The organism is Rickettsia endosymbiont of Culicoides newsteadi (assembly GCF_002259525.1).
GTDB lineage: Bacteria > Pseudomonadota > Alphaproteobacteria > Rickettsiales > Rickettsiaceae > Tisiphia.
Genome location: NZ_MWZE01000001.1, coordinates 47250 through 71244, shown reverse-complemented (window position 1 = coordinate 71244; position 23995 = coordinate 47250). Strand labels below are relative to the sequence as shown.

Genomic DNA, 23995 nt, shown 5'->3' with positions numbered 1-23995 from the left:
AAAAAAACATTTATCACAGGCATTAACTCCTTGCAACTCCTATATCTCCTTTATTTTTTCTTATCCCTTATCCCGAATTGACGTTTAGTGTAAAGCAGATACAAAGATATGAAGATGCTACTACCCCAATAGCTAGTAGTATATTGTATTTTTTTGCAAAATTATTAAATGTATCTATTGAGTATTTTCTTGATACAACTGAAATTACTGATGCATCAGATGGTTACTTATTTGAGATACAAGACAATCATAAGTTTTTGAATGATATTATTGAGAAAGATAGAGCAGAATATTTAGCCCCTTTAAAATACGATGCAGAAGAGGAAGTATCCTATCTTGTTAGAGTATTTAGCAAAATTCAAAATCCGCAAATTAGACAAAAAATAGTTGAGCTTATTGGGTCAATAGTAGCATCTCAAGGCACGAATGCAGGGTAAAAATAGATGAAATAGTAATACTCCATAATCAAGTTTTTTATAGAGCTTATAAATAGTAGGTTGTTCAAAAGAAATTTGAATATATAGTCAATTGATGGGAAGTTGGTGACGTCGTCACTCGTCGCTCGCCTATTACTTATAGGCGTCGCTCCATCGCTCCTAGCCCCAAATTCTCCTGAATTGACTATAATTTTTCAATTTGTTCTTTAGATTTCTGGTGTTGTTAGCTTATTTATGCTACACTTTGCTTAAATCAAATATAATAAATAACATGACCTTTAAGCTTTCTGATTCTAATAGCACCATGCAAGATAACAATAAACCACCAAGAATGAGGATAGGTACCGATGAATTCTATGACTTGCTAGTTAATAGTGATGTATTTGTTGATAAAAGTCTAATGATCAAAGAATTATTGGAAGATAGTGGTAAGGTTATATTGATCACTAGACCAAGGCGTTGGGGTAAGAGTTTGAATATGAACATGCTCCAGAAATTTTTTGAGATAGAGGTGGATCAAAATGGTGTTCCTTTACCTATAGAAGATAGAGTAAATAACAAGCTATTTACCGGTGGAGAAATCGATTTAGGCATTAAGGGAAAAAGAACTTTAGAGCCTTTAAAGATTAACGGCAATGAATATGCCATGGCTCAGCAAGGTAATTATCCAGTTATTTCCATAAATTTTAAGGATGTTAAAGGCAGTAACTACCAAGAAATTGAAAATGGGATAAAAAATCAAGTAACTAATTTATTTACAAACCATCGATACTTAAAGCGTTATATAACAACAGATGAAAATTTACTAGATGATGCACAAAAGGAAAAGTTAAATCGATATTTTACAGGAAAACTTGATAAGGAAGACTTAAAAGATAGTTTACGGGTTTTGAGTGAAGTACTGTACAAACATTTTGGTCAAAAAGTTTATATATTGATCGATGAATACGATACGCCGATCAATAGTTCATACATTGAATTTGGTGATAAATTAAAAGAATTTGATGATGTACTAAAAATATTCCGCGGAATGTTTGGCAGTAGTTTAAAAACTAATCCTTATTTAGAGAAAGGGCTAATAACTGGCATATTACGGGTTGCTAAAGCTAATTTATTTTCGGATTTGAATAATGTTCGTGAATATACTCTGCTAGATGAAAAATTTGCTAAGTTTTATGGTTTCACTCAAGCAGAGGTTGATGAGTTATTAACCAAAGTACCACTTGACACAAGTCCTGAACAAATTAAAGCTTGGTATAATGGCTATAGTTTTGGTGGAGAAATCATCTATAATCCATGGTCAATTATGTTATGCCTAGATACTAGAGGTAAGCTTGATCATTATTGGCTTGATAGCGGTGGCACTGGGCTTGTTGATAAAGCATTGTTATCAGATGAAATACAAATTGATATCCAACAATTAGCTAGCGGTAAAAGTATCATCGCACCTATTACCAAACAAATCAGTTTCAGCGATATTAATACGCGAAGTGGGTTATTTAGTCTGTTGCTATTTAGTGGTTATCTAAACCCAACAGCTATCGAACCTGCAAAAGATATCTACGAATTATCAGTGCCTAATAAGGAAGTAGAATATATATATGAAACCAGGCTATTACAATGGGTGAGTAGCAAGTTACAAATGGATAGTTCTTTATATTATTCTTTTGCTAGTTTGCTGCCGGCAGGTAAAATAGAAGAATTTAAAGAGAAATTACAAGAGTTATTACTAAATGCTACTAGTTTTCATCAAACTGGCGAGAAAAAAGCCGAGTTATTTTATAGCGGCTTTATGCTAGGTTTAATTAACACTTTATCTCCTGGCTATGTCATAGATAGTGAGAGAGAAACAGGCAGTGGTAGAGCTGATATTATATTGCTACCTAAGGCTGGGAAGCAGAATAATGCTATTATTATTGAATATAAAATATGCAAATCTCCTGATACTCTAGAATCTATCGCAAAAGATGGGCTAGATCAAATCATGAGAAAAAAATATGAGACTAAAATAAAAGAACACTCTCATGTTCAGAAAATTATCAAAATTGCTATGGCTTTTTGTGGTAAAGAAGTGGCTCTAGAATACCAAATAGCTCAGGTATCTTAGGCACAATTGTTGAAAATTAGAAGAGCTATAGTCAATTGATGAGAAGTTGGAGACGTTGTTGCTCAATGCTCGCCTATTACTTATAGGCGTTAATTTAAGAAAATAAAGTAGAAAAGTCGTTTATTAGCGAGCCACCGTAAGTGGCGTGGCAATCCATTTTTAATCACTTTTCTGGATTGCTTCGTCAACCTTAAGGTTTCCTCGCAATGACGGTTTTTCAATTATTATTTTTTAAACTGACGCTTATGCACTCCATCGCTCCTAGCCCCAAATTCTTCTGAATTGACTATATTTGCATAAATCAACTTGTTAATCTTTTTGTAATTTCATCTTTGCTGAGCAGAGGTAATATTACTGACATTTCTGGTCCAGATGTCATTCCTGTTATAGCAAGTCTTAAAGGTAGGAATACTTCTTTACCTTTTTTACCAGTTATTTCCATAATTCTTTTAGTCCATATGCTCCAACTATCGATGGTTATTGGTTCGTCTATTAATAAGGTAGCTGCTTGTTTTAAAAACTCTTTATCTAATCCTTCAACTTTAGAGGGGGAATAACAAATATTCCACCAATCTTTTATTTCATATAATTTTTGTAAATTACCTCTAACTGCTAACCAAAATTGCTCATTTATTTGTTCAGCTTTAATCTCTTTTAAGCGATCTTTTACTTCATCAAAACTCAAGCTAATTAGTAATTTATGATTTAAACGCTCTAGCTCTTCTGGTAAATAAGTTGTTGGACTTTTAGAAAAATTATTAATGTCAAACTCTTTTATTAGCCCAGCTAAATTTTTAAATGGTATAATAGGCGATGATGAGCCAAGCAAACTAAAGAAACTATTAATTGCCATTGGTTCTAATCCAATTTTATCCCTTAGAGCAGCAATCTCAAATCCCCCTGTTCTTTTAGATATTTTTTCATCCCGACTGATAACTAGACTAAGATGAGCAAAATTTGGTACCTTTGCCCCTAGAGTTTCAAACATTTGCACATGAATGGCAGTGTTAGTTACGTGATCCTCGCCTCGAACAATATCGGTAATGCCATAATCAATATCATCAACAACCGAACAAAGCATATAAGTCATACTGTTATCTTCTCTGATAACTATCGGATCACCAATATTCTTGCCTTCATATTTAACTTCACCCTTAATCATATCTTGCCAAATAATTGGAGTATGCGATACCAAGAATCGATAATGCGGTTTTCTTCCTTGACTAATATAGTCATTTATTTGTTGTTCAGTAAGGTTCAAAGCCGCACGATCATATATCGGAGGAAGCCCTCTAGATAGTTGTAACTTACGCTTTAATTCCAGCTCTTCCTGGGTCTCAAAACAAGGATATAATTTATTTTTTTGTAATAATAATGCTTTTACTGCTTCATACTTATCAAATCTATCAGATTGGCAAAAAGTTTGATCCCAGTTAAGTCCTAAAAATTTAAAATCCTCTTCAATGGCATGTTTATATTGTTGTTTGCTACGTTCAAGATCAGTATCATCAAACCTTAAAATAAATATGCCATTATGCTTTCTAGCATATAACCAATTTATCAGAGCTGTCCTAGTATTACCTATATGCAACATACCAGTTGGTGAGGGAGCAAATCTTGTGATAACTTTTCTCATAATTTTCTAATTGCTTATTTTGCTTTTTTCTTTTTTGTTACTTTTTTTGCAGCACCAGTCCTTGTCCTAATATTCTTTTTAGGAATTGTTGTTACCACTACTCCTGGCTTATCAGTATCTTTCTCCGGTTTATTCTTCAGCCTATTATTACTAGCCTCAATTATTTCCACAGCAGTTTCTAATGTGATGGTAAAAGGATCGTATCTTTTAGGTATTGAAATAAACCGATCAAGATATTTAAGATACGGACCATATCTACCTATACCCAGTATAATCTCTTGATGAGATTCAGGGTGCAGGCATAACTTAACCGGTAACTCAAGAAGCCTTAGAGCCAAACTAAGAGTCACGTCATTTTGTGCTACTGACGGTGGCAATGACACACGCTTTGGTTTTTCACCCTTGGCAACTGGTTTGCTAGTCTGTACATAAAAACCATATGGACCTTTCTTTAATAAAACATCATGACCCTCTTTATCTACTCCTAATAATCTGTTCTCTTCAGCCATATCAACAATATCACTATTCTTCGAAGTAATTTGTTTTTTGAAAGTACATTCAGGATAGTTACTGCAAGCTAAAAACGCTCCAAACTTACCAAGCTTTAACCCTAATTGCCCTGTAGAACAGGAGGGACAATTTTTCGAATTGTTGCTTTCTGATTTTTCTCCAAATAGGTGATAATCTAATGCTTGTTCAACATAAAGGATTATATCAGATATTTTCTTATCACTAACTATTTCTACGTTATTATTAAACCCATCCCAGAATTTTTTTAGTAAATTTTTCCATTCTATTTTACCTTCTGCCACTTCATCTAAATCATTCTCCAGATCAGCTGTAAAATCATATTCAACATATTTTTTGAAAAACCCTGTCAGAAATGTTGTCACTAAACGCCCTAATTCCTCTGGAAAGAAACGTTTTTTCTCAACAACCACATAGTTCCTATCTTGCAATACTGATATAATAGAAGCATAAGTAGAAGGACGACCAATTCCAAGTTCTTCAAGCTTCTTGACGAGACTGGCTTCAGAATATCTTGGTGGTGGTTCGGTGAAATGCTGTGCTGGATTCACTGAAGTTGTAGTTAATTTTTCTCCTTCTTGTAGTAATGGTAGAAGCCTATTTTCTTCTTCCGTTTCATCATCTAGACCCTCACGATAAATTTTGTAGAAACCATCAAAGGCAATAATTGAACCAGTTGCCCTGGCGGTGAATTCTTTATTTTCTGTATCAAGCTGAGCGACCACTAAATCAATAATAACATTTTCCATTTGGCAGGCTATCGTCCTTTTCCAAATCAAGTCGTAAAGCCTATAATAATCTTTATCTAGTGTATCCTTTAATTTTTCTGGTAACAGAGTAACATCGGTTGGTCTAATAGCTTCATGAGCTTCTTGAGCATTTTTGGCTCTAGATTTATAAACTCGCTGGCTAGCTGGTAGATATTTATCACCAAAATTCTTATGTATCAACTGACGTATTTGTTCAACAGCCTCACTAGCAAGGGTAGTACCATCAGTTCTCATATAGGTAATCAAACCTATCGTTTCATTACCTATATCCATGCCTTCGTAAAGTTTTTGGGCAATTTGCATAGTTTTTTTAGCAGTAAACCCTAATTTTCGAGCTGCTTCTTGCTGTAACGAAGAAGTAATGAAAGGCGGTTGAGGCTGACGTTTTTGCTGCTTTTTTTCTAAAGATGCAATATGAAAATTCTTTGATTTTATTTCTTTGACTAGATCATTAGCTGCCGATTGATTAATAATTGAGAATTTCTCTAATTTATTACCATTGACATGAGTTAATCTCGCTAAAAACGGCTCGTTATTACTATTCAGAACATTAAGGGTAATATCCCAATATTCTTGCGATTTAAAACGTTCAATTTCATCTTCTCGCTCGCAAATAAGTCGGAGTGCTACAGACTGAACTCTACCTGCGGATCTACATCCCGGTAATTTACGCCATAATATCGGTGATAAAGTAAATCCTACCAAATAATCCAATGCTCTCCTTGCTTGTTGAGCATTAACCAAATCAATATCAATATTTCTTGGGTTGTCCATTGCATGTAAAATAGCTTTTTTGGTAATCTCATCAAATGCTACTCTCTTAAAGAAATCATTAGATTTAATCAAGTTTTTTTCTTTTATTATTTCTGCAACATGCCAGGCAATTGCTTCTCCCTCTCGGTCTCGATCTGTTGCTAGATAAACCATTTCAGCTTTGGCAGCATCCTTAGTTATTGCTTCAACATATTTTTCTGCTTTATCTGATATAACATATTTCATAGAAAAATCTTCATTTGGCAGAACTGAACCATTTTTAGATGGTAAATCTCTAATATGTCCAAACGAAGCAATAACCTTAAAATCACTATCCAGATACTTATTTATCGTTTTCGCCTTTGCCGGCGATTCTACTATTACTAATTTCATATTTATTTATAAATTAAAGATATCTTGTTGCCAGGATATCTGGTTATTTTTCCAGCCAATTCTAGCTCTAATATTATCATATATATAGCCGGCAAAGGTAGCTGTGTTTGATGTAAACAATCAAAATCTATAGGAGTTGAAGATAAAAGCTCCTTAACCCTCATACGCATATCATTGGTAATTACATTATCATATTTGATATCTAACGTTCTAAACTGATTATTTTCGATTGAATCATTTGCTACATCCTTAGATTTACTGATAATTTTGCTAAAAGGTGGTAAATTAGTCTCTATGTCCTCAGTAGATTCCACCATATGAGCTCCTTCCTTGATAAGTTTATTAGTACCTTGACACCTAGGATCCAGCGGAAATCCTGGTACAGCAAATACTTCTCTATTCTGTTCTAAAGCAAACCGTGCTGTTATTAACGATCCAGATTTTAGACTTGCTTCAATCACTACTGTTCCAAGAGATATACCAGAAATTAATCGATTACGCTGTGGAAAATGTTGCCCAAGTGGTTTTGAACCTACTGGTAATTCAGCAATTATCAAGCCATTTTGTTGGATTTGCTCAAATAATCTAACATTCTCTGGGGGGTAAACATAATCAATTCCTCCAGCTATAACTCCTATTGTTTTAGAGGTATTTACTTGATGCACTGCTGTATCAACACCTCTGGCAAGTCCAGAAACCACTATATAATTTGCATCAGTCAATTCCTTAGCAATTTTAGCAGCAAAGGCACGACCATTTACTGAAGCATTTCTTGCTCCAACAATTGCTAAACATCTTTCGTGTGCTAATAACCCAATATTGCCCTTATAACTTAATATTGGCGGGCAATCAAAAATCTCTAACAATAACCTTGAATATCCTGGAGATTTATAGGTAATAATCTGAGCATTATGCTTTTGCAACAATTCAAGTTCTTTACTTGCATCGCTCTGAGAAAATACCCTTACGGGCTTAGAACGCCCACCCCTCAGAGAAAATTCTTGTATTTTGTCAATTGCAGCACTGCTATTACCAAATAGCTTTATTAAGCTCCAAAAAGTTCTTGAGCCAACATTTTCGCTCCTAATCAATCTTAGGATGTCAATAGTTTCTTTTGTATAAGATACTGGGTTAGTATCCAAAAATAGCTCCTTCAGCATCAATTGACTATATATTAGTGAATTAACTTTAATTGGCAACGTTATAAATCCGGTTAGTATTTAGCATCAGCGTCATTGCACATAAGCGTCATTGCGAGGAGCCACTTTAGTGGCAACGAAGCAATCCAAAAAAGCGATTAAAATGGATTGCTTCGTCGACCTTACGGTCTCCTCGCAATGACGGTTTCTCAATAACTGACACCTATGCGTCATTGCGAGCCACCGTAGGTGGCGTGGCAATCCATAAAAGAGTGGATTGCTTCAAAGGCTTACGCCTTCTCGCAATGACACATAGGCGTCAACTGACACTTATGCACAATTACAGCACGATGGGTGCCTATTCGGCACTAGTTCAGCAATTGACTATAGCTATAACTTTTCTGCATTAGAAGCTAAGTAATGTGACACTCCTTTATGCGATGGAGTAATACCTTCGTCACCTTTCTGCCATCCAGCTGGACATACTTCGCCATGTTTGGTATTATAGTCTATAGCATCGATCACTCTTATTACTTCATCAATATTTCTACCAATTGGCAAATCATTAACTAGTAAATGCCGTACTATAAATGTTTCATCAATAACAAAAGTACCACGCAGCGATATTCCTTCATCATGTAGTACATTATAACTATGTGACGCACTCTTTTTAATATCTGACACCATAGGAATCTGGATATTACCAACCCCACCTTTATTGTAAGGGGTATTTTTCCAAGCTAAATGAGAAAAATGCGAGTCAACACTTATTGCTACTAATTTTGTATTTCTCTCAGTAAATTCTCCTAACCTATTATTAAAAGCTATAATTTCTGATGGACAAACAAAAGTAAAATCAAGCGGGTAAAAAAACAATACCACTTTATGATTTTTAGCATAATTTCTAAGATTAAATTCAGATTCTATACTATTATCAGGCATAATAGCTTTAGCTGTAAAATCCGGAGCAGCTTTTCCAACGAACACTTGCATTAAAATTCTCCAATTAATAATGATTAAAAACATTTATTATGATACACAAAATTATAACCTATTACAATACCAAATCTCTAATAAGTCAACTAATAATTTAAAATACCTTGTAATATTGATATTATTCCTAGGAGCTGTAGGTATATTCATATGACAAGTCTGATGGATTGCCACGCTCACATACGTTCGCTCGCAATGACGAGTGGTAAGCTTATGTTTTCTCGCAGTGACGAGAGGTTTATACGTCATTGCGAGAAGGCGTGAGCCGACGAAGCAATCCAGGAAAGTGACCCAAATGGATTGCCACGACCACTATGTGGTCTCGCAATGACTTATATGCACCACAAACGTCATTGCGAAGAGGTGGGTTATAGGCTTTCCCGTCATTACGAGGAGGCGTAAGCTGACTAAGCAATCCATTTTTGATTGCTTTTACAACCTATCTAAATTAGTACTGTTTCAAATATAACACAATAGATAAGGATTTATCAAAAAAAATAGTCTAAGTAGCTTGTAATTAATTAGTTTTGCATATATAGTATTCTGCGTGCTAGATATTCTAAAAGGTTTTATATAGAATAGGTATGTCATTCCTGTAAAAGGCTGTCATCTACACGAAAAATGCGTCATTCCCACAAAAATGATGTCATTCCTGGCAACGGCATGGAGCTAAAAAACCTTAGATTCCACATCGAAGCGGCAATGACATAAGATGAGGAAAAATGACCAAAGACTCGGGTAGGAAGGGTGTGATTAGAACACAAGAATGGCATAAGGTTTTGTGTCATCCCTGCGAAGGTAGGGGGTCTTGGATTCCCGTCTACGCGGGAATGACATAAAAACCGATTTAAAAAATTAACTTAAATTAGGAAAAATTTATGAATAAAGAAAGAAAAAAAAGCAATTTTTTAAGAAGTTTGCTGGCTACTGCTTCTGTTGCTTCGGTAATAGTTGGGGCAAGTAGTTCAGCGTTTGGTATTACACCAAATCGGGTCGGTTCTGAGTTTAATGATAATGGACACTGGAGTGAAGTTCGTGTAATTGCAGACGATGATATGATCGACTTTGATCCCGCAAATCCTACATTTAATGTAATTGCGAATGCGAATCGGAGAGTTTCATTTAATACCAACGGAGTTGTTGGTGCTCAGGTTAGCGTGCCAGGTAATACTCTTACTATTAAGAATGTTCTTGGAGGAAAAACATTAAAAATTCTTGCAACCAATGATGCTGCTAGAATTATATTAGGTATGAATGGTACTACAGGTAATTTTGAAGTGTTAAAAAATATTGATCTTGACGGGAGAACTGCGACTGTTACGATTTCTGGAGACAATTTCAATTCTGATGTTGACTTCAGAGGCGGCGGAACTGGTAAGGTTGTGATTGATTCCACTGGAGTAGTTTTAAGAGGAACTTGGGCTGCTGGTAATGACTCTGTGGAAAACTTAGAAGTTAATGCTGGTAAATCGGTAACTATAACTAATAATTTACATCTTGTTGAAGATGTAACGCTAGGGGGTGCTGTTGATACTCCTGGCAGTACTATTACATTTAATGGGAACGTAACAGCACGTGAAATAAAGGGTGCGTATAATAATACTGGTACTGTAATTTTTGCAGGAGATTCTGTTGTTACTTCACTGATTGGGAACGCTATTGATGCTAAATTACATAGAATTGAAATTGGAGGAAAAGTAGAATTCCAGAATGCTGCTGTTACTAAAGCTACTAACATCGTATTCAATGGGGATGATTCTTCCTTGCAAGTCAACAATGCTATTGAGGCTACTAGCATTACAACTACAAAAGATGGAACAGGTACTCTACATTTAAATGGTAACATTGCTCATAATATCGCTTATTCTATCGGTACTAAGGAGAATAGATTAAAAGAGCTTAAATTTACAAATATACTAGCAGCAACTGCAGTACGAGTTCATACCGAAGCATTTATTGATGCCTTTAGTGTAGATGGTGGTATAGTAACTTTTGATCACGAACTTAACGTAGATACTACCAATCTAACAGGACCTAATGTAACAACCTTAATTCTTACTAAGGGTGGTAATCTTGGTAGAGTAGATTTCCATGACGTCAATAGTATTATTAACGTTGCAGCTAACAAAAATCTTTCTGGAGATTTCTGTGGTGATCGTAGCCCTAATAAAAGACACAAACACAAAACCGGAACACTGAATTTTGATGCAGGTAATAGTGAATTCGATGGTACTGTAACTGACTTGAATTTGATTACACATGCAGGTGTGGGTACTTTGAGATTCACAAAAGCTGGTACTAATAGTGCCACTAAAATACAGGGAGCAAATGGTAGCATATTTGAGTTTGTTAACGATTATAAATTCGCCGGTAATATTGAACAGGCTCGAACCTTAAATTTTGAAAACGCTGAAGTTGCTGGTAATATTACAGATGTTAATGAGATTAATATTGCACAGGATAAAACATTAATGGTAGGTGGTACTACGATTAAGGCTAATACTATAGTATTTGGTAATGCGAAAGGAACATTAGCACTTAATTCAGCAGAGAACGTAACCATTGAATCTAAGCAAATTAGTAAATTTGGTGGTAATATTGATGCAACTAAAATGGCAGATAAGAGAATCTTAACAATTATTGGTGACATAGGAACTGATAATACGCCTTTAGATAAAATATCACTGAGTGGACAAAATCTTAATTTACAGCCTGGAAATGGAAAATCGGTTAATATTGCTGGAATAGAATTTAATGAAAAAGCTTCAACAATTGGTTTAAAAACTGCTGATGCTAGTTATGCTTTAGGAGAGTTGAAGAAGGCGAAGAAAGTTAAAGTTAAAATTTCTGAGAATATCTCATTACTTAATACCAAAACAACTGGTGATGATAAGCTAGAGGAAATTAACTTTAAAGCAGATAAGACTTTAACTATTGGTGATATTGACATTACTGCTGACTCTATAACAACTTCTAACAATAATCAAGGTAAGATAGTTTTTGCTAAAGCTGGTGCTTTGAAAGGAAATATAGGAAGCTATATTAGATTTTTTAAAACACTTGAGGTAATGGATAGTGTTGAAGCAACTACATCTGGTAAAGCCTACGTCACAAATATAGCCTTGGGGGATAGTTCTGTATTAGTTGTAGATAATGACTATAAGGTTAAAAACTTTGCTGTTAAAACTGATGGTAGTGGAGTATTAAGATTTACCAATAAAGGTGCAGCAACATTTGAAACAGCTACTACTGTTGCTCCTGGTGGACGTGTTCGTACTCTTGCTCCTGTTAATGCAGTAGCGGTATTAGAGTTACAAGGTGATGGTAATGTTACATTAGAAGGTAATGGTCTTAGATTCAAAAAAATTGCTTTCAGCAATGCTTCAACCTTAGCTTTATCTAAGGACATGAAACTTAGTGGGATAGAGGTTGAAAGTACTGTTGCAGATAAAAGCCCTACAATTCGGTTAGCAAGTGCAATAAATCAAGACGAAATTATCTCAGGTCAAAATATTGGGAGTGATGCTCATCCTGTTAATTTAGCATTTACTGCAGATACTATTTTAGATGTTAAGAGTCAAAAAGCCTTTATTAGTGTAACTACTGTAGCTAAAGAGAAAGGTACTGTTAACTATGATTTGGGTAAAGGAGTTGATGGTGCTATTTATGGTTTAGGTAGTGAGAATTACAACTTAAAACTAGTAAATTTAAAATCAAAAGTCACAAACTATGGCGATACCTTTGCTAATAAGGTTGTTGTTCATGATAATGTATATTATGCAGCTGGTGGAACAGTAGACGGGGCAATACAGCTTGGTCATACTGAAACTGACGCTGGTGGTGTTGCTTCTGTTGAATTCAGAGATAACGTTATTCTGAAAGCTGATATGACCAGTGTGGGAACTAAAAATACCATCGCCTTTGCAGGTAATGCTGAAATTAGTAGCAAGACTTTTGGTACAGCTAACAAGGCCTTTGAGGCGATTAACTTTACTGGTGATAATACACATACTGCAACTTTGAAATCTTCTGGTTTGCATGCGAAAAATATTAACTTTGGTAATGAAAATATTAAAATTGCTGCTAGCAAGGTAGCAATTCATGGTATTTCACAGAATAATGCAAATATTGATCTAGAATCTAATCAGTTGAGCCTCGAAAAATCCGGAACTTGGGGAGAAAAAACCAGTATTCGTACTGTCTTAAGTAAAGGAGGTGCATTTGGTAATATAGTGCTTAAGGACAAAGTTACTGTTGCTAGCAATGTAGGAGTTACCGTTAGAATTTCTGACGAAGCTGACGTAACAGAGTATAATAACAAGCCATTTATACTTATAGATGGTGCTAATCACTTAGATGGTGGTGCATTCAATCTAGTAGGTGTAGAAGGAGTAGCACACAATCGAGCCTATGTAGATTGGGATATTATAACTAAAGATAATAAACTAATGTTTGAACGTAAGGTTGATATAGAAGGTGGTATTACAGCGGACTTGAAAAAAGTTGGTGCTGTTGTTAGTGCTGAAAATGTCAAACGCCTTGTTAAAGCAAAAGGTTTTGTAAATGATCTAAGCTTTATGTCTGAAGACCATGCAAAAGGGGAAGAGCCAGAAGAATATGCAGATCTTCGTGCTCATGCAGTCAGAAAAGTGGTTTCAACAACTAACAATGTTGAATCAACAAGCCAAGTCGGAAAGGTTGGTGAAATGTTTGGTGCTGCTCTTCGTAACAGAATGCTTAAAGCTAATGCTGCTGCAGTTTCTGCTGGTTCTGATGATACTTTAATGGGTGCATGGGCTATGCCATATTATAGTCAAGCTACTCAAAAGAAGAGCGGTGATGATGCTGGGTATGGAGTAAAATCTTTTGGTGGAGTCGTTGGTTTTGATACTTTAGTCAATGATGATCTAACAATTGGTGCTGCTGTTAGCTTTGTTAAGAGTGACATGAAGTACAAAGGTGATTACGCTGGAAAAACTGAAATAGGTACTTTCATGGGTTCTATTTATGCAGCACAATCACTTCCTCAAAATTTCTTTGTACAAGCTGTGGCTTCTTTGGGTTCAAGTAAAATTAAAGGTACTGATCCTAGAATAGTTTCTACTAAGACTCATTCTAGTGGTCAGGAAACTGCTAAAGCTGATTATGGCACTATGTCTTACGGCGGAGAGGTGTTATTTGGTTACAACGCTAAAATAGCTGACTCAGCATTACTAACTCCGATGGCTGGAGTTCGTTATACAAGGTTTAACGATGAAAGTTATAAGGAAACTGGTACAACAAATCAAAATAAGATTGTTGGTGAGAGAGGTGTTAATAACATTGAGGCTATAGTTGGTGCTAAAGTTTCAACCTCTATAGATACTGATGGTGTTGTAGTGACTCCTGAATTACATGCTTTTGTTTCACAAAAGTTAGGTGCTAATTCGTTAGGAAAAGTTGATGTTAGATTAGAGGGTATGACTGATTCCTTTATTACTAAGTCTGAAAAAGCTGCAAAAACATCATTTAATGTTGGTTTAGGCGTTATTGCTAAAGCTGGTGTTATGGAGTATGGAGCTGGTTATGACGCAAATTTAGCTAAGAACTATGTTGCTCATCAAGGTACTTTAAAAGTTCGTGTAAACTTCTAAACTAATCATTTAAGTTTACTTATCTATTACTACAAAAAGGGCTTCCTTCTCAAAGAGGAAGCCTTTTTTGTTTATATTATTGTTCTTTATAGTTAATCAACATAAAGTTGAGCAAGTTGTTATTCCCGCCTAGGCGGGAATCTAGTATAGATACCTGCTTACGCAGGGATGACATAAAAAAGTAAATTGTCGTTCTTAGCAATGGCAGGAATCTAAGACCCCTGCTTACGCAGGGGTGACACTAAGTCAGGCAGGGGGGACATCACAACTGTTGAAAGTTAGAAGGTGGAGCGGATTTTAGATAGCTTTTTCGTCATTGCGAGACCACGTAGTGGTCGTGGCAATCCATTTTTGGTTAATTTTGTGGATTGCTTCGTCGACCTGCGGTCTTTCTCGCAATGACGTTGACCACATACGACTTTTAAACTATTCGGTCTAAAACCTCTTCCTCTTCTAACTTTCAACAGTTGTGGCGTCATTGCCAGACCACATAGTGGTCGTGGCAATCCATTTTGGTCGCTTTCTGGATTGCTTCAATGCTAATAAAGTAGCTCCTTGCTAATAGACGTCTTGCAATTTTTAAATTATTCTGGGTTATGCGTAAGGTGAGATAGTTAATGTCTTAGTAAATCTATTTGTTTTTGATAATTTTTTGATTGAAAAATAAAATTACCTGATACTAAAATATCAGCTCCTGCGTTGATGCAATTTTTACCGGTAATATTATTTATTCCTCCATCTACAGAAAGTAATATAGTTTTGTTGGAATTTTTGATTTTTTCTGAAATAATTTTGATTTTCTCTAACTGATTCTCTATAAATTTTTGACCAGAAAACCCGGGATTTACAGTCATTACTAAAATCAAATCTACTTTATCAATAATATAATCTATAGAATTTGGGTTGGTGGAAGGAAGCAGTGCCACTCCGACTTTTACTCCTAAATTTTGAATAATGTCTAAAGTTCGGTCAAGATGAATAGTTGTTTCAGGATGGATAGTGATAATATCTGCCCCACTACTAGCATATTCTTTAATCGAATATTCTGGGTTATTAATCATTAAATGTATATCAAACGGCAAGGTAGTATGAGATCTTAAGGCTTTTATTATAGGAGGTCCAAATGTTAAGTTAGGTACAAAATGACCATCCATAACGTCTATATGGATCATATCAGCCCCCGCTTTTTCCAAAGAATTGATTTCTTTTTGTAAATTAGCAAAATCGGCTGATAGCAATGAAGGTGCGATCTTAATTACTTTCACTGTATTTTTATCCTTAAATAATAGACCTTATATCGCATTTTCAAGATATAAGGTCTAATGAATTTTTTGATTTTTCCTTTTATAGTTATTTAGCTATAGTAAGTTTGTTATAGTCAATTAACCTGAATTAGTGCTGAATAACCACCCATCGTGCTGTCTATTAGCGAGGAGGCGTAAACCTTCGAAGCAATTGTAAGTTGTCATTCCCGCGTAGGCGGGAATCTGGATACCTGCCTACGCAGGTATGACACAAACAGGATTGCTTCGTCGCCCACTAAAGTGGCTCTGAGCCATGACGCTGATGCTAAATACTAATCGGGTATAACATAACTACTTTTACTAAATTAGGACGCTTGGCTATTTCTAGAGCGACCAGAATAAGGCTTTTTATCGTTATTATTACGAGGAAAATAACTTTTTCTACCATTATTGTTATTGTTGCTATTATTACCATTAAATGGTCTTCTACGATTCTTATTTCCGGTCATTTCTTCTCTTGAAGTACTCTCACCTTGGTTCATTAGGCGATCAATAGCTTTCCACCTAATATTATCTTCTGGCGAAATGAAGGATAATGCACAACCTGAAAGTCCTGCTCTACCAGTTCTACCTATTCTATGTAAATAATCTTCTGGAGACATTGGCAAATCATAATTGATAACATGCTGTGTATGTGGTATGTCTAAGCCACGAGCCGCAACATCTGTTGCCACCATAATTCTGTGACGAGAAGAGCGAAACGATGCAATTACGTGATCCCTTCTACCTTGTGTTAAATCACCATGGATAGCTTCAGCTTTGTGATCTTCAAATTTTAACATTTTTGCCAACTGATCGGCACTACGCTTAGTTTTCACAAAAATAATTATAGAACCATCACGTTGTTTTAATTGCTTTATAAGCTCAGGGAATTTCTCTTTATCAGAAACTCGCAAAGTTTCTTGTTTTATTTGAGAAGCAGCCTGAGTAGTTGAGCCAATAGTAATGCGTTTAGGGTTAATCACATATTTTTGCGATAGTGCAATAATATGTTTTGGCATAGTAGCTGAAAACATTAAAACCTGTCTTTTTTCAGGTATATATTTATTTATTTCTTCCAACTGTTCTTTCATGCCCATATCAAGCATCCTATCCATCTCATCAAGTACCACTAATTGTACTGTGTTTAATTTTAAGGTACCACGTAGTAAATGATCTATAATACGACCAGGGGTTCCAATCACCACTTTAGGATTTGCCTTTAGCTGCGTAAATTGTTTATGCATTGGTTCACCACCTATTAAAACCGCACTAGGAAGCTTAATTTGAGTAGTTACATTGGTTAAAGTAGTGCGTACTTGGCTAGCTAATTCCCGAGTTGGTACAAGTACCAAAGCCATTGATTTTGTCTGTATAAAAGAATTGACGATTGGTAGTAAATAGGCAAGGGTTTTACCTGAACCAGTTTGACTAGAAGCAAGAATATCACTACCTTGCATCGCAATCGGTATAGCCTCTCTTTGAATTTCTGTAGGAGAGGTGATGTTCATCTGTTCAAGTGATATAATCACTTCGTTTGGTAAATTAAAATTTTTCATTATTAAATCCAATGTTATTTATCGTAAATTAAAAATACTCAAATGCTTTAAGGAATTGAAAGGTTAAATGCAATTAAACTCCAAATCTTCAAAGCATTTGAGCAAACATATATTCTATACCTTAAAAAATAAATTTATGATTAAGTTCTTATGTTATAAAGCGGGTTATTAATTGTTGTATAGTAAAAGCGGCTGTAATTATAAATACAATCCTATCATAGATACTCTTTTGCTTTGAAAATCCATTTCCCCAAATCATTCGAGTATACTTAAAATAGTCCAATAAAATTACAGCTTTACTTACAGTGAACACTGAATTATAAAAGATAATGCACAGAGTGTATAAAAAGATGATACTACCCAAAATTCACTAGTTTAATAACCACTCATAAATTTTGAGTAGTTGCTTGTAGTTTTAAATAAATATTATTTTATTTGCAGATTAACAGCAGAAATTTTTCCCTTATTGTCTTCTAGATCAAAGCCTACACTTTGACCTCCATTAAGATTACGGATCCCGGCACGCTCTACAGCTGAGATGTGAACAAAAACGTCGCTCCCACCATCGTCTGGTTGAATAAAACCAAAACCTTTGGTTGTATTAAACCATTTGACCTTACCTACTTTAGTAGTCATAAAAACCTTTTAGTATAGAGTTACTTATCTGAACTTAATTCGAACTCTTCCGTAGAAATTAAACCCAATAACTGACAGGCAGAAATAAGGCTTTCATGCTATTAAAGAGTTAATTATTAAACCCAAAAAACATGGTACTCCTTTTTTTGATAATTGTCAACAAAGGATAAGAAAATATCCATAGATTTTATATTTCTCTTTGAAATATAGACATTTTAGCACGTTTCTTAATTATATATAGCCAATCTATCCTAAATTAACTATAGTCAATTAATGAGAAGTTGGTGACGTCGTCACTCGTCGCTCGCCTATTACTTATAGGCGTCGCTCCATCGTTCCTAGCACCAAATTCTCCTGAATTAACTATATATATTACCAACACTAATTGATAGGCTAGCTGAAACAAATTTTTCTAAATCTCCGTCAAGTACACCTTTAGTATCAGAAGTCTCATGATTGGTACGTAAATCCTTAACCATTTGATAAGGTTGCAATACATAAGATCTTATTTGATGTCCCCAGCCATTCTCAGTTTTTGATGCATTCTGTTCTTGAATATCCTCAGTACGTTTTTTTAACTCTAGTTCATAAAGCCTTGCTTTAAGCATTTTCATAGCCTGTGCTTTGTTCTTATGCTGTGATCTATCATTTTGGCACTGTGTTACGATATTAGTAGGTAAGTGGGTAATCCTTACGGCAGAATCAGTAGTGTTTACGTGTTGTCCCCCAGCTCCGGAAGAACGGTAAGTATCAATTCTAAGGTCTTTTTCATCTATTACAATTGCAATACTATCATCAATTTCTGGATATACCCAACTACTAGCAAAGCTAGTCATCCTTTTACCCGCTGCATTAAAAGGCGATATCCGTACTAAACGGTGCACTCCTGATTCTGTTCGAAACCAACCATATGCTTGGTAGCCATTAATTTTAATAGTACATGATTTTATTCCTGCTTCTTCACCGTTAATAAGATGAATAACTTCACTTTTAAAACCCTGTCTTTCCGCGAAACGCAAATACATACGCATCATAATTGATGCCCAATCATGACTCTCTGTACCGCCAGCTCCAGCATTGATTTCAAGAAAACAATTATTACTGTCAAATTCCCCAGAAAATAAGCATTCAGTCTCAAATTTTCCGGCAATAATAGATAGTTTTCTTAAATCTTCTTGAACTTGTTCTAGAACTTGCTGGTCATTTTCGGCAAACGCCAATTCCTCAAGTTCTAAACATTCCGTAAGATTAGATTGAAGTTGTTTAAACGAATTAAGCTTAGTCTCTAGAAGTCTTTTTTCTTTCAGAATATTTTGAGCCTTTTCCTGATTATCCCACAAAGTTGGATCTTCTGATATATTTTCCAGCTCTACAAGCCTTTTGGTTGCGTTATCAAAATCAAAGTGACCTCCTGAGCAGCTCTAAAGACTGTTCGATTTTTTTTACATAATGTTCAATTTCAGCACGCACTATTATTTCCTACTATAAAATGGAATTTTACTATATAAAGATAAGATAAACCGATGTCATTGTGCATAAGTGTTAGTTTAAGAAGCCAATAATTGAGAAACTGTCATTGCGAGGAGACCGTAAGGTCAACGAAGCAATCCAAAAAAGTGATTAAAAATGGATTGCCACGCCACCTACGGTGGCTCGCTAATAGACGACTTTTTTACTTTATTTTCTTAAACTGATGCCTATGCGTCATTGCGAGATCACGTAAGTTAGGTCGTGGCAATCCACTATTTATTAAATTGGATCGTTTCGTTCGAGCTTTGCTACTTTTTGCAATGACGAGTCGGGTTAGCATTTTTCTAATTTTAACATTATATCGCATATACAATGAATAATCAAAAGTTTATCAGAAATTTTTCAATCATCGCTCATATTGATCATGGTAAGTCTACTTTAGCAGACAGGTTAATTGAATATTGTGGAGGATTGGTAGCTCGAGAAATGAGTCAGCAGGTACTTGACTCAATGGACATAGAAAAAGAGCGGGGAATTACTATCAAAGCACAGACTGTTAGATTAGTTTATAAAGCCAAAGATGGTAATACCTATTATCTAAACCTAATGGATACTCCTGGTCATGTGGATTTTTCTTATGAGGTTAGTAGGTCACTCGCTGCTTGTGAAGGCTCGTTATTAGTGGTAGATAGTAGCCAGGGTGTTGAGGCACAAACTCTCGCAAATGTTTATCAAGCGATTGATAATAAGCATGAAATTGTTCCTGTACTCAATAAAATTGATCTACCAGCCGCTGATCCTGATAAAGTCAAACAACAAATAGAGGACGTAATTGGTATAGATGCAAGCGATGCATTATTGATTTCGGCAAAGAGTGGTATAGGAATAGAAGAAGTACTTGAAGCAATTGTTAATAGACTACCCTGTCCTGCAACTAATCAAACAGATATTTTAAAGGCATTATTGGTTGATAGTTGGTACGATTCTTACCTAGGAGTAGTAATTTTGGTTAGAGTTATCGATGGAACTTTACGCAAAAATATGCGTATTAGGATGATGGCTAGCAATTGTAGTTATAATGTTGAGAATGTTGGGTATTTTACTCCTAAGAAACATATATCAGATATTTTATATTCAGGAGAAATAGGGTTTTTTACTGCTTCAATCAAGCAAGTTGTCGACTGTAAAGTTGGTGACACAATAACTGATGAAAAAAGACCTTGTAAGGAGCCTTTGCCTGGTTTTAAGCCACATTTACCGGTAGTATTTTGTGGATTATATCCTTCAGACGCTTCACAATTTGAGCATCTAAAAGATTCTTTAGCTAAATTAAGGCTTAACGATGCTAGCTTTGAATTTGAAGCAGAAAGTTCAACTGCCTTAGGATTAGGATTTCGCTGCGGTTTTTTGGGGTTACTACATCTTGAAATAGTGCAAGAAAGACTGGAGCGTGAATTTGATCTTGATATGATAACTACTGCTCCTAGTGTGGTTTATAAGATTAATATGCGTGATGGACATCAATTAGAAATACATAATCCGGCTGACTTACCTGTTACTCAAAATATAGAATCAATGTTAGAGCCTTGGGTTAAGGCAACAATATTAGTGCCAGATGAGTTTTTAGGTAATGTTTTATCTTTGTGTACTGATAAAAGAGGAGTACAAATTGAATTAACTTATGTCGGTGGTAGGGCTATGGTAATTTACCGATTACCTTTAAATGAGATAGTATTTGATTTTTACGATAAGTTAAAAAGTTACACAAAAGGCTATGCTAGCTTTGATTGGGAAATGGATGGTTATGAGGAAAGTGATTTGGTAAAATTATCTATTTTGGTTAATAGCGAGCCAGTTGATGCTCTATCTACTATAGTACATCGGTCACGATCAGAATATCGTGGTCGAGAATTGTGTAAACGCCTTAGCGATTTAATCCCAAGGCAATTATTTCAGATCGCTATTCAAGCTGCTATTGGTAGCAGAATAATCGCTAGAGAAACCGTTAAAGCAATGCGTAAAGATGTTTTATCTAAATGTTATGGTGGAGATATAACTCGTAAACGTAAATTATTGGAAAAGCAAAAAGCTGGCAAAAAACGTATGCGTAATATTGGTAATGTTGAAATTCCGCAATCGGCTTTTATAGCTGCTCTTAGAATAGGAGATGAGTGATATAGCTACCCTGATTGACTATAGTTATAAAAAGATTGACTCACCGACAAGTTAATATAATATAAATTAAAGCTTATGAGGTATTATTATGCTAAAAAACTATACATGTGTAAAAGGTACTGTGTTAGAGGATTTAGAAGATAGTACAAAACACACAATGACTCACCATAATTTTATAGTGCAAGCTAACCAACTAGACTATCAAGTAAATATAGATATTCAGTCTGATTCTAGAGCTAATGTTAAACTATACTATGTCGATCAGTTGGATAATAATGAATTGTTAACTAATTTAGCTAAACTAGGAAATGAGGGATTATTTCGCTTAGATAAGTTAAATCAAGCCTATAGACTTGATTATTTTCGCAGTGGAATTTTGCCAGTAGATTATTTAAAGAATAGTTTAGCAAAATCATGGCAAGAAATTTCATCTTTGCTAGACATGCATATTATCCGTGGTACAAAGATATGTATTTTAGGTGAGTCTTATGATGATACTGAAACAAGGGAAGTAGTACCTTATGGATTACAGCTAAAACAACAACATTCTCAACTTCCTCCTAGAGGTATACATGATATACATCTGAATCAGGGGAACTATAACTCACACAGTAAAGATAATGGCATTTATCAAGATGGGGCTATATTCATAGAAACCCCTAATAATAGTATTAAAGCCTTTTTCTTCATGTTTGATGAACAATCTTTGAATACTGATGATTCAGGTAACCCTGTTGATGATGAGTGAATTGACTAACCAGACTTGTCATTGCGAGAAGACCTTACGTCCTCAAGCCGTCATTGCGAGGAGGCGTAAACCGATGAAGCAATCCAATAATGTGTGGATTGCCGCGACCACTATGTGGTCTCGCAATGACGTATACTTCTATAACTCGTCATTGCGAGGAGCCGCTAAAAGCGGCGACGCGGCAATCCAAGAAAAAGTGAATAGAAATGGGTTGCTTCGTCGGTCTGGCGACCTCCTCGCAATGACAGTCGGATTAGTTATAAATATAATAAAAGCGAAAAAGAAAAATTTATATGAAAAATTATAGAATTGAAACCGATTCATTTGGAGAAATCAAAGTAGACGATCAATTTTACTGGGGGGCGGGAACTCAAAGGTCTCTTGAGAATTTTAAGATAGGCGATCAAAAAATGCCTATTCAGTTGATTAAGGCACTAGCAATTTTAAAAAAATGTGCAGCAAAGGTCAATAAAGAATTAGGCGATCTTAAGCCTGAAATATCAGAAGCAATAGATCAAGCTACCTCTAGAATATTAAAAGGGGAATTTGATGATCAATTTCCTTTAGTAGTATGGCAGACTGGCTCTGGTACTCAGACTAATATGAATATCAATGAGGTAATAGCCTCTATTGGTAATGAACAATTAGTAGGCAAGAAGGGTGGTAAATCGCCAATTCATCCAAATGATCATGTAAATATGGCACAATCATCCAACGACTCGTTTCCAACTGCTATGCATATCGCAACCATACTCGCTAGTAAACAACAATTAATTCCAGCATTAACCAGCCTATATTCGGCGTTAAATACCAAAGCTACAGCTTGGAATAATATAGTTAAGATAGGACGTACTCATTTGCAGGACGCTACGCCAATAACGCTTGGGCAAGAATTTTCTGGTTATGTAACGCAAATAGCCTATGCCATAGAACGAGTTGAGGAGTCACTAAAAAGAGTATATTTTTTAGCCCAAGGTGGAACTGCAGTGGGGACTGGTATTAATTGCCGTAAAGAATTTGCTGTAAGATTCTCTGATCAAGTTGCTGCATATACCAACTATCCTTTCAAAAGTGCTGCTAATAAATTTGAAGCATTAGCTACTCATGATGCATTAGTAGAATTTTCTGGTACTCTAAATACCATAGCAGGAAGTTTAATGAAAATGGCTAATGACATTAGGCTATTAGGATCGGGACCAAGATGTGGTTTTGGTGAATTACATTTACCGGAAAATGAGCCTGGTTCTTCAATTATGCCAGGTAAGGTTAATCCAACACAAATTGAAGCATTGACTATGGTTTGCGTGCAGGTTATGGGCAATAATCTTGCAGTAGCTATAGCCGGATCAAACGGCCATCTTGAATTAAATACATTTAAGCCGGTTATAATATATAATATTTTGCAGTCAATAGAGTTGATTTCTGCTAGCATCAATAGTTTTGTTACGCATTGTATTGAAGGTTTAGAGCCGAATATAGAACGTATTAATAAGCTGAGAGAGCAATCGCTGATGTTAGTGACAGCCTTAAATCCGCATATAGGTTATGATAATGCGGCAAAAGTTGCAAAAAAAGCCTATCAAGAAGGTATAACTTTAAGAGAAGCTGCTATAAAATTAAATTTTTTATCAGGTGAGGAGTTTGATCGCTTAGTGGTAGCAAAAAATATGGTATAATTAGACTGATGCTCTTTATGAAATATATTTTATGGTAGAAATTTTCAGATTCTTTATTA

The 23995-nt window shown here is 35.3% G+C and carries 15 protein-coding genes; 6 read left to right on the top strand and 9 right to left on the bottom strand.

The genetic code is table 11. The features are described from left to right. The first annotated feature begins 77 nt into the window (after window positions 1-77). Both RiCNE_RS00255 and RiCNE_RS00245 read left to right on the top strand, forming a co-directional pair. Window positions 78-437, top strand: a complete 360-nt coding sequence (locus RiCNE_RS00255; RefSeq protein ID WP_094648640.1) for a hypothetical protein — start codon at window positions 78-80, stop codon at window positions 435-437. Between the two features lie 271 nt (window positions 438-708). Further along, window positions 709-2544, top strand: a complete 1836-nt coding sequence (locus RiCNE_RS00245; RefSeq protein ID WP_094648638.1) for an AAA family ATPase — start codon at window positions 709-711, stop codon at window positions 2542-2544. Between the two features lie 301 nt (window positions 2545-2845). Here the strand turns inward: RiCNE_RS00245 and gltX are convergent, their stop codons facing one another. The 4 genes from gltX to RiCNE_RS00225 form a co-directional block, all read right to left on the bottom strand. Then, window positions 2846-4180 (bottom strand): glutamate--tRNA ligase, encoded by a 1335-nt coding sequence (gltX, locus tag RiCNE_RS00240; protein ID WP_094648637.1) that lies wholly within the window; start codon window positions 4178-4180, stop codon window positions 2846-2848. Window positions 4181-4194: 14 nt separating this feature from the next. Continuing rightward, window positions 4195-6624 (bottom strand): type I DNA topoisomerase, encoded by a 2430-nt coding sequence (gene topA / locus RiCNE_RS00235; protein WP_094648636.1) that lies wholly within the window; start codon window positions 6622-6624, stop codon window positions 4195-4197. A gap of 2 nt (window positions 6625-6626) precedes the next feature. Then, a complete protein-coding gene (dprA, locus tag RiCNE_RS00230) occupies window positions 6627-7766 on the bottom strand; it encodes a DNA-processing protein DprA (protein ID WP_239832517.1) in 1140 nt (379 codons plus the stop codon). A gap of 387 nt (window positions 7767-8153) precedes the next feature. Beyond that, the gene (locus tag RiCNE_RS00225; protein ID WP_094648634.1) at window positions 8154-8756 is read right to left on the bottom strand and encodes a peroxiredoxin; all 603 of its coding nucleotides are present in this window, start codon (window positions 8754-8756) and stop codon (window positions 8154-8156) included. Window positions 8757-9634: 878 nt separating this feature from the next. Between RiCNE_RS00225 and RiCNE_RS00220 the strand changes: the two genes are divergently transcribed. Beyond that, window positions 9635-14389, top strand: a complete 4755-nt coding sequence (locus RiCNE_RS00220) for an autotransporter outer membrane beta-barrel domain-containing protein (protein ID WP_094648633.1) — start codon at window positions 9635-9637, stop codon at window positions 14387-14389. A gap of 614 nt (window positions 14390-15003) precedes the next feature. Here the strand turns inward: RiCNE_RS00220 and rpe are convergent. From rpe to prfB, 5 genes are all read right to left on the bottom strand, one after another. Then, a complete protein-coding gene (gene rpe / locus RiCNE_RS00215; RefSeq protein ID WP_204839938.1) occupies window positions 15004-15654 on the bottom strand; it encodes a ribulose-phosphate 3-epimerase in 651 nt (216 codons plus the stop codon). 344 nt (window positions 15655-15998) lie between these two features. Then, window positions 15999-17231, bottom strand: a complete 1233-nt coding sequence (locus tag RiCNE_RS00210) for a DEAD/DEAH box helicase (RefSeq protein WP_094648632.1) — start codon at window positions 17229-17231, stop codon at window positions 15999-16001. A gap of 426 nt (window positions 17232-17657) precedes the next feature. Further along, window positions 17658-17867, bottom strand: a complete 210-nt coding sequence (locus RiCNE_RS00205) for a cold-shock protein (protein ID WP_094648631.1) — start codon at window positions 17865-17867, stop codon at window positions 17658-17660. A gap of 256 nt (window positions 17868-18123) precedes the next feature. Further along, window positions 18124-18246 carry a palindromic element RPE2 domain-containing protein gene (locus tag RiCNE_RS00200; protein ID WP_239832510.1) on the bottom strand — a complete coding sequence of 41 codons (123 nt, stop codon included), beginning with the start codon at window positions 18244-18246 and terminating at the stop codon, window positions 18124-18126. Beyond that, a protein-coding gene (prfB, locus tag RiCNE_RS00195) for a peptide chain release factor 2 (protein WP_133062907.1) occupies window positions 18227-19337 on the bottom strand; the annotation gives its coding sequence in 2 pieces (ribosomal slippage) (window positions 18227-19267 and window positions 19269-19337; 1110 coding nt in all). Before prfB ends, RiCNE_RS00200 begins: the two co-directional genes overlap by 20 nt. A 372-nt stretch (window positions 19338-19709) precedes the next feature. On the opposite strand from prfB, the gene lepA reads away from it, so the two are divergent. The 3 genes from lepA (at window position 19710) to fumC (ending at window position 23936) form a co-directional block, all read left to right on the top strand. After that, window positions 19710-21512, top strand: a complete 1803-nt coding sequence (gene lepA, locus RiCNE_RS00190) for a translation elongation factor 4 (protein ID WP_094648628.1) — start codon at window positions 19710-19712, stop codon at window positions 21510-21512. Window positions 21513-21600: 88 nt separating this feature from the next. Beyond that, a complete protein-coding gene (locus RiCNE_RS00185) occupies window positions 21601-22260 on the top strand; it encodes a DUF2278 family protein (RefSeq protein ID WP_094648627.1) in 660 nt (219 codons plus the stop codon). Between the two features lie 293 nt (window positions 22261-22553). Further along, a complete protein-coding gene (fumC, locus tag RiCNE_RS00175; protein ID WP_094648625.1) occupies window positions 22554-23936 on the top strand; it encodes a class II fumarate hydratase in 1383 nt (460 codons plus the stop codon). Window positions 23937-23995 lie beyond the last annotated feature (59 nt).

What these genes read in the sequence shown, in the direction of transcription:
- RiCNE_RS00245 (WP_094648638.1), top strand. Translation starts at nt 709, where the DNA reads ATGACCTTTAAGCTTTCTGATTCTAATAGCACCATGCAAGATAACAAT.
- lepA (WP_094648628.1), top strand. Translation starts at nt 19,710, where the DNA reads ATGAATAATCAAAAGTTTATCAGAAATTTTTCAATCATCGCTCATATT.
- RiCNE_RS00205 (WP_094648631.1), bottom strand. Translation starts at nt 17,867, where the DNA reads ATGACTACTAAAGTAGGTAAGGTCAAATGGTTTAATACAACCAAAGGT.
- RiCNE_RS00225 (WP_094648634.1), bottom strand. Translation starts at nt 8,756, where the DNA reads ATGCAAGTGTTCGTTGGAAAAGCTGCTCCGGATTTTACAGCTAAAGCT.
- RiCNE_RS00220 (WP_094648633.1), top strand. Translation starts at nt 9,635, where the DNA reads ATGAATAAAGAAAGAAAAAAAAGCAATTTTTTAAGAAGTTTGCTGGCT.
- gltX (WP_094648637.1), bottom strand. Translation starts at nt 4,180, where the DNA reads ATGAGAAAAGTTATCACAAGATTTGCTCCCTCACCAACTGGTATGTTG.
- RiCNE_RS00185 (WP_094648627.1), top strand. Translation starts at nt 21,601, where the DNA reads ATGCTAAAAAACTATACATGTGTAAAAGGTACTGTGTTAGAGGATTTA.
- topA (WP_094648636.1), bottom strand. Translation starts at nt 6,624, where the DNA reads ATGAAATTAGTAATAGTAGAATCGCCGGCAAAGGCGAAAACGATAAAT.
- fumC (WP_094648625.1), top strand. Translation starts at nt 22,554, where the DNA reads ATGAAAAATTATAGAATTGAAACCGATTCATTTGGAGAAATCAAAGTA.
- RiCNE_RS00210 (WP_094648632.1), bottom strand. Translation starts at nt 17,231, where the DNA reads ATGAAAAATTTTAATTTACCAAACGAAGTGATTATATCACTTGAACAG.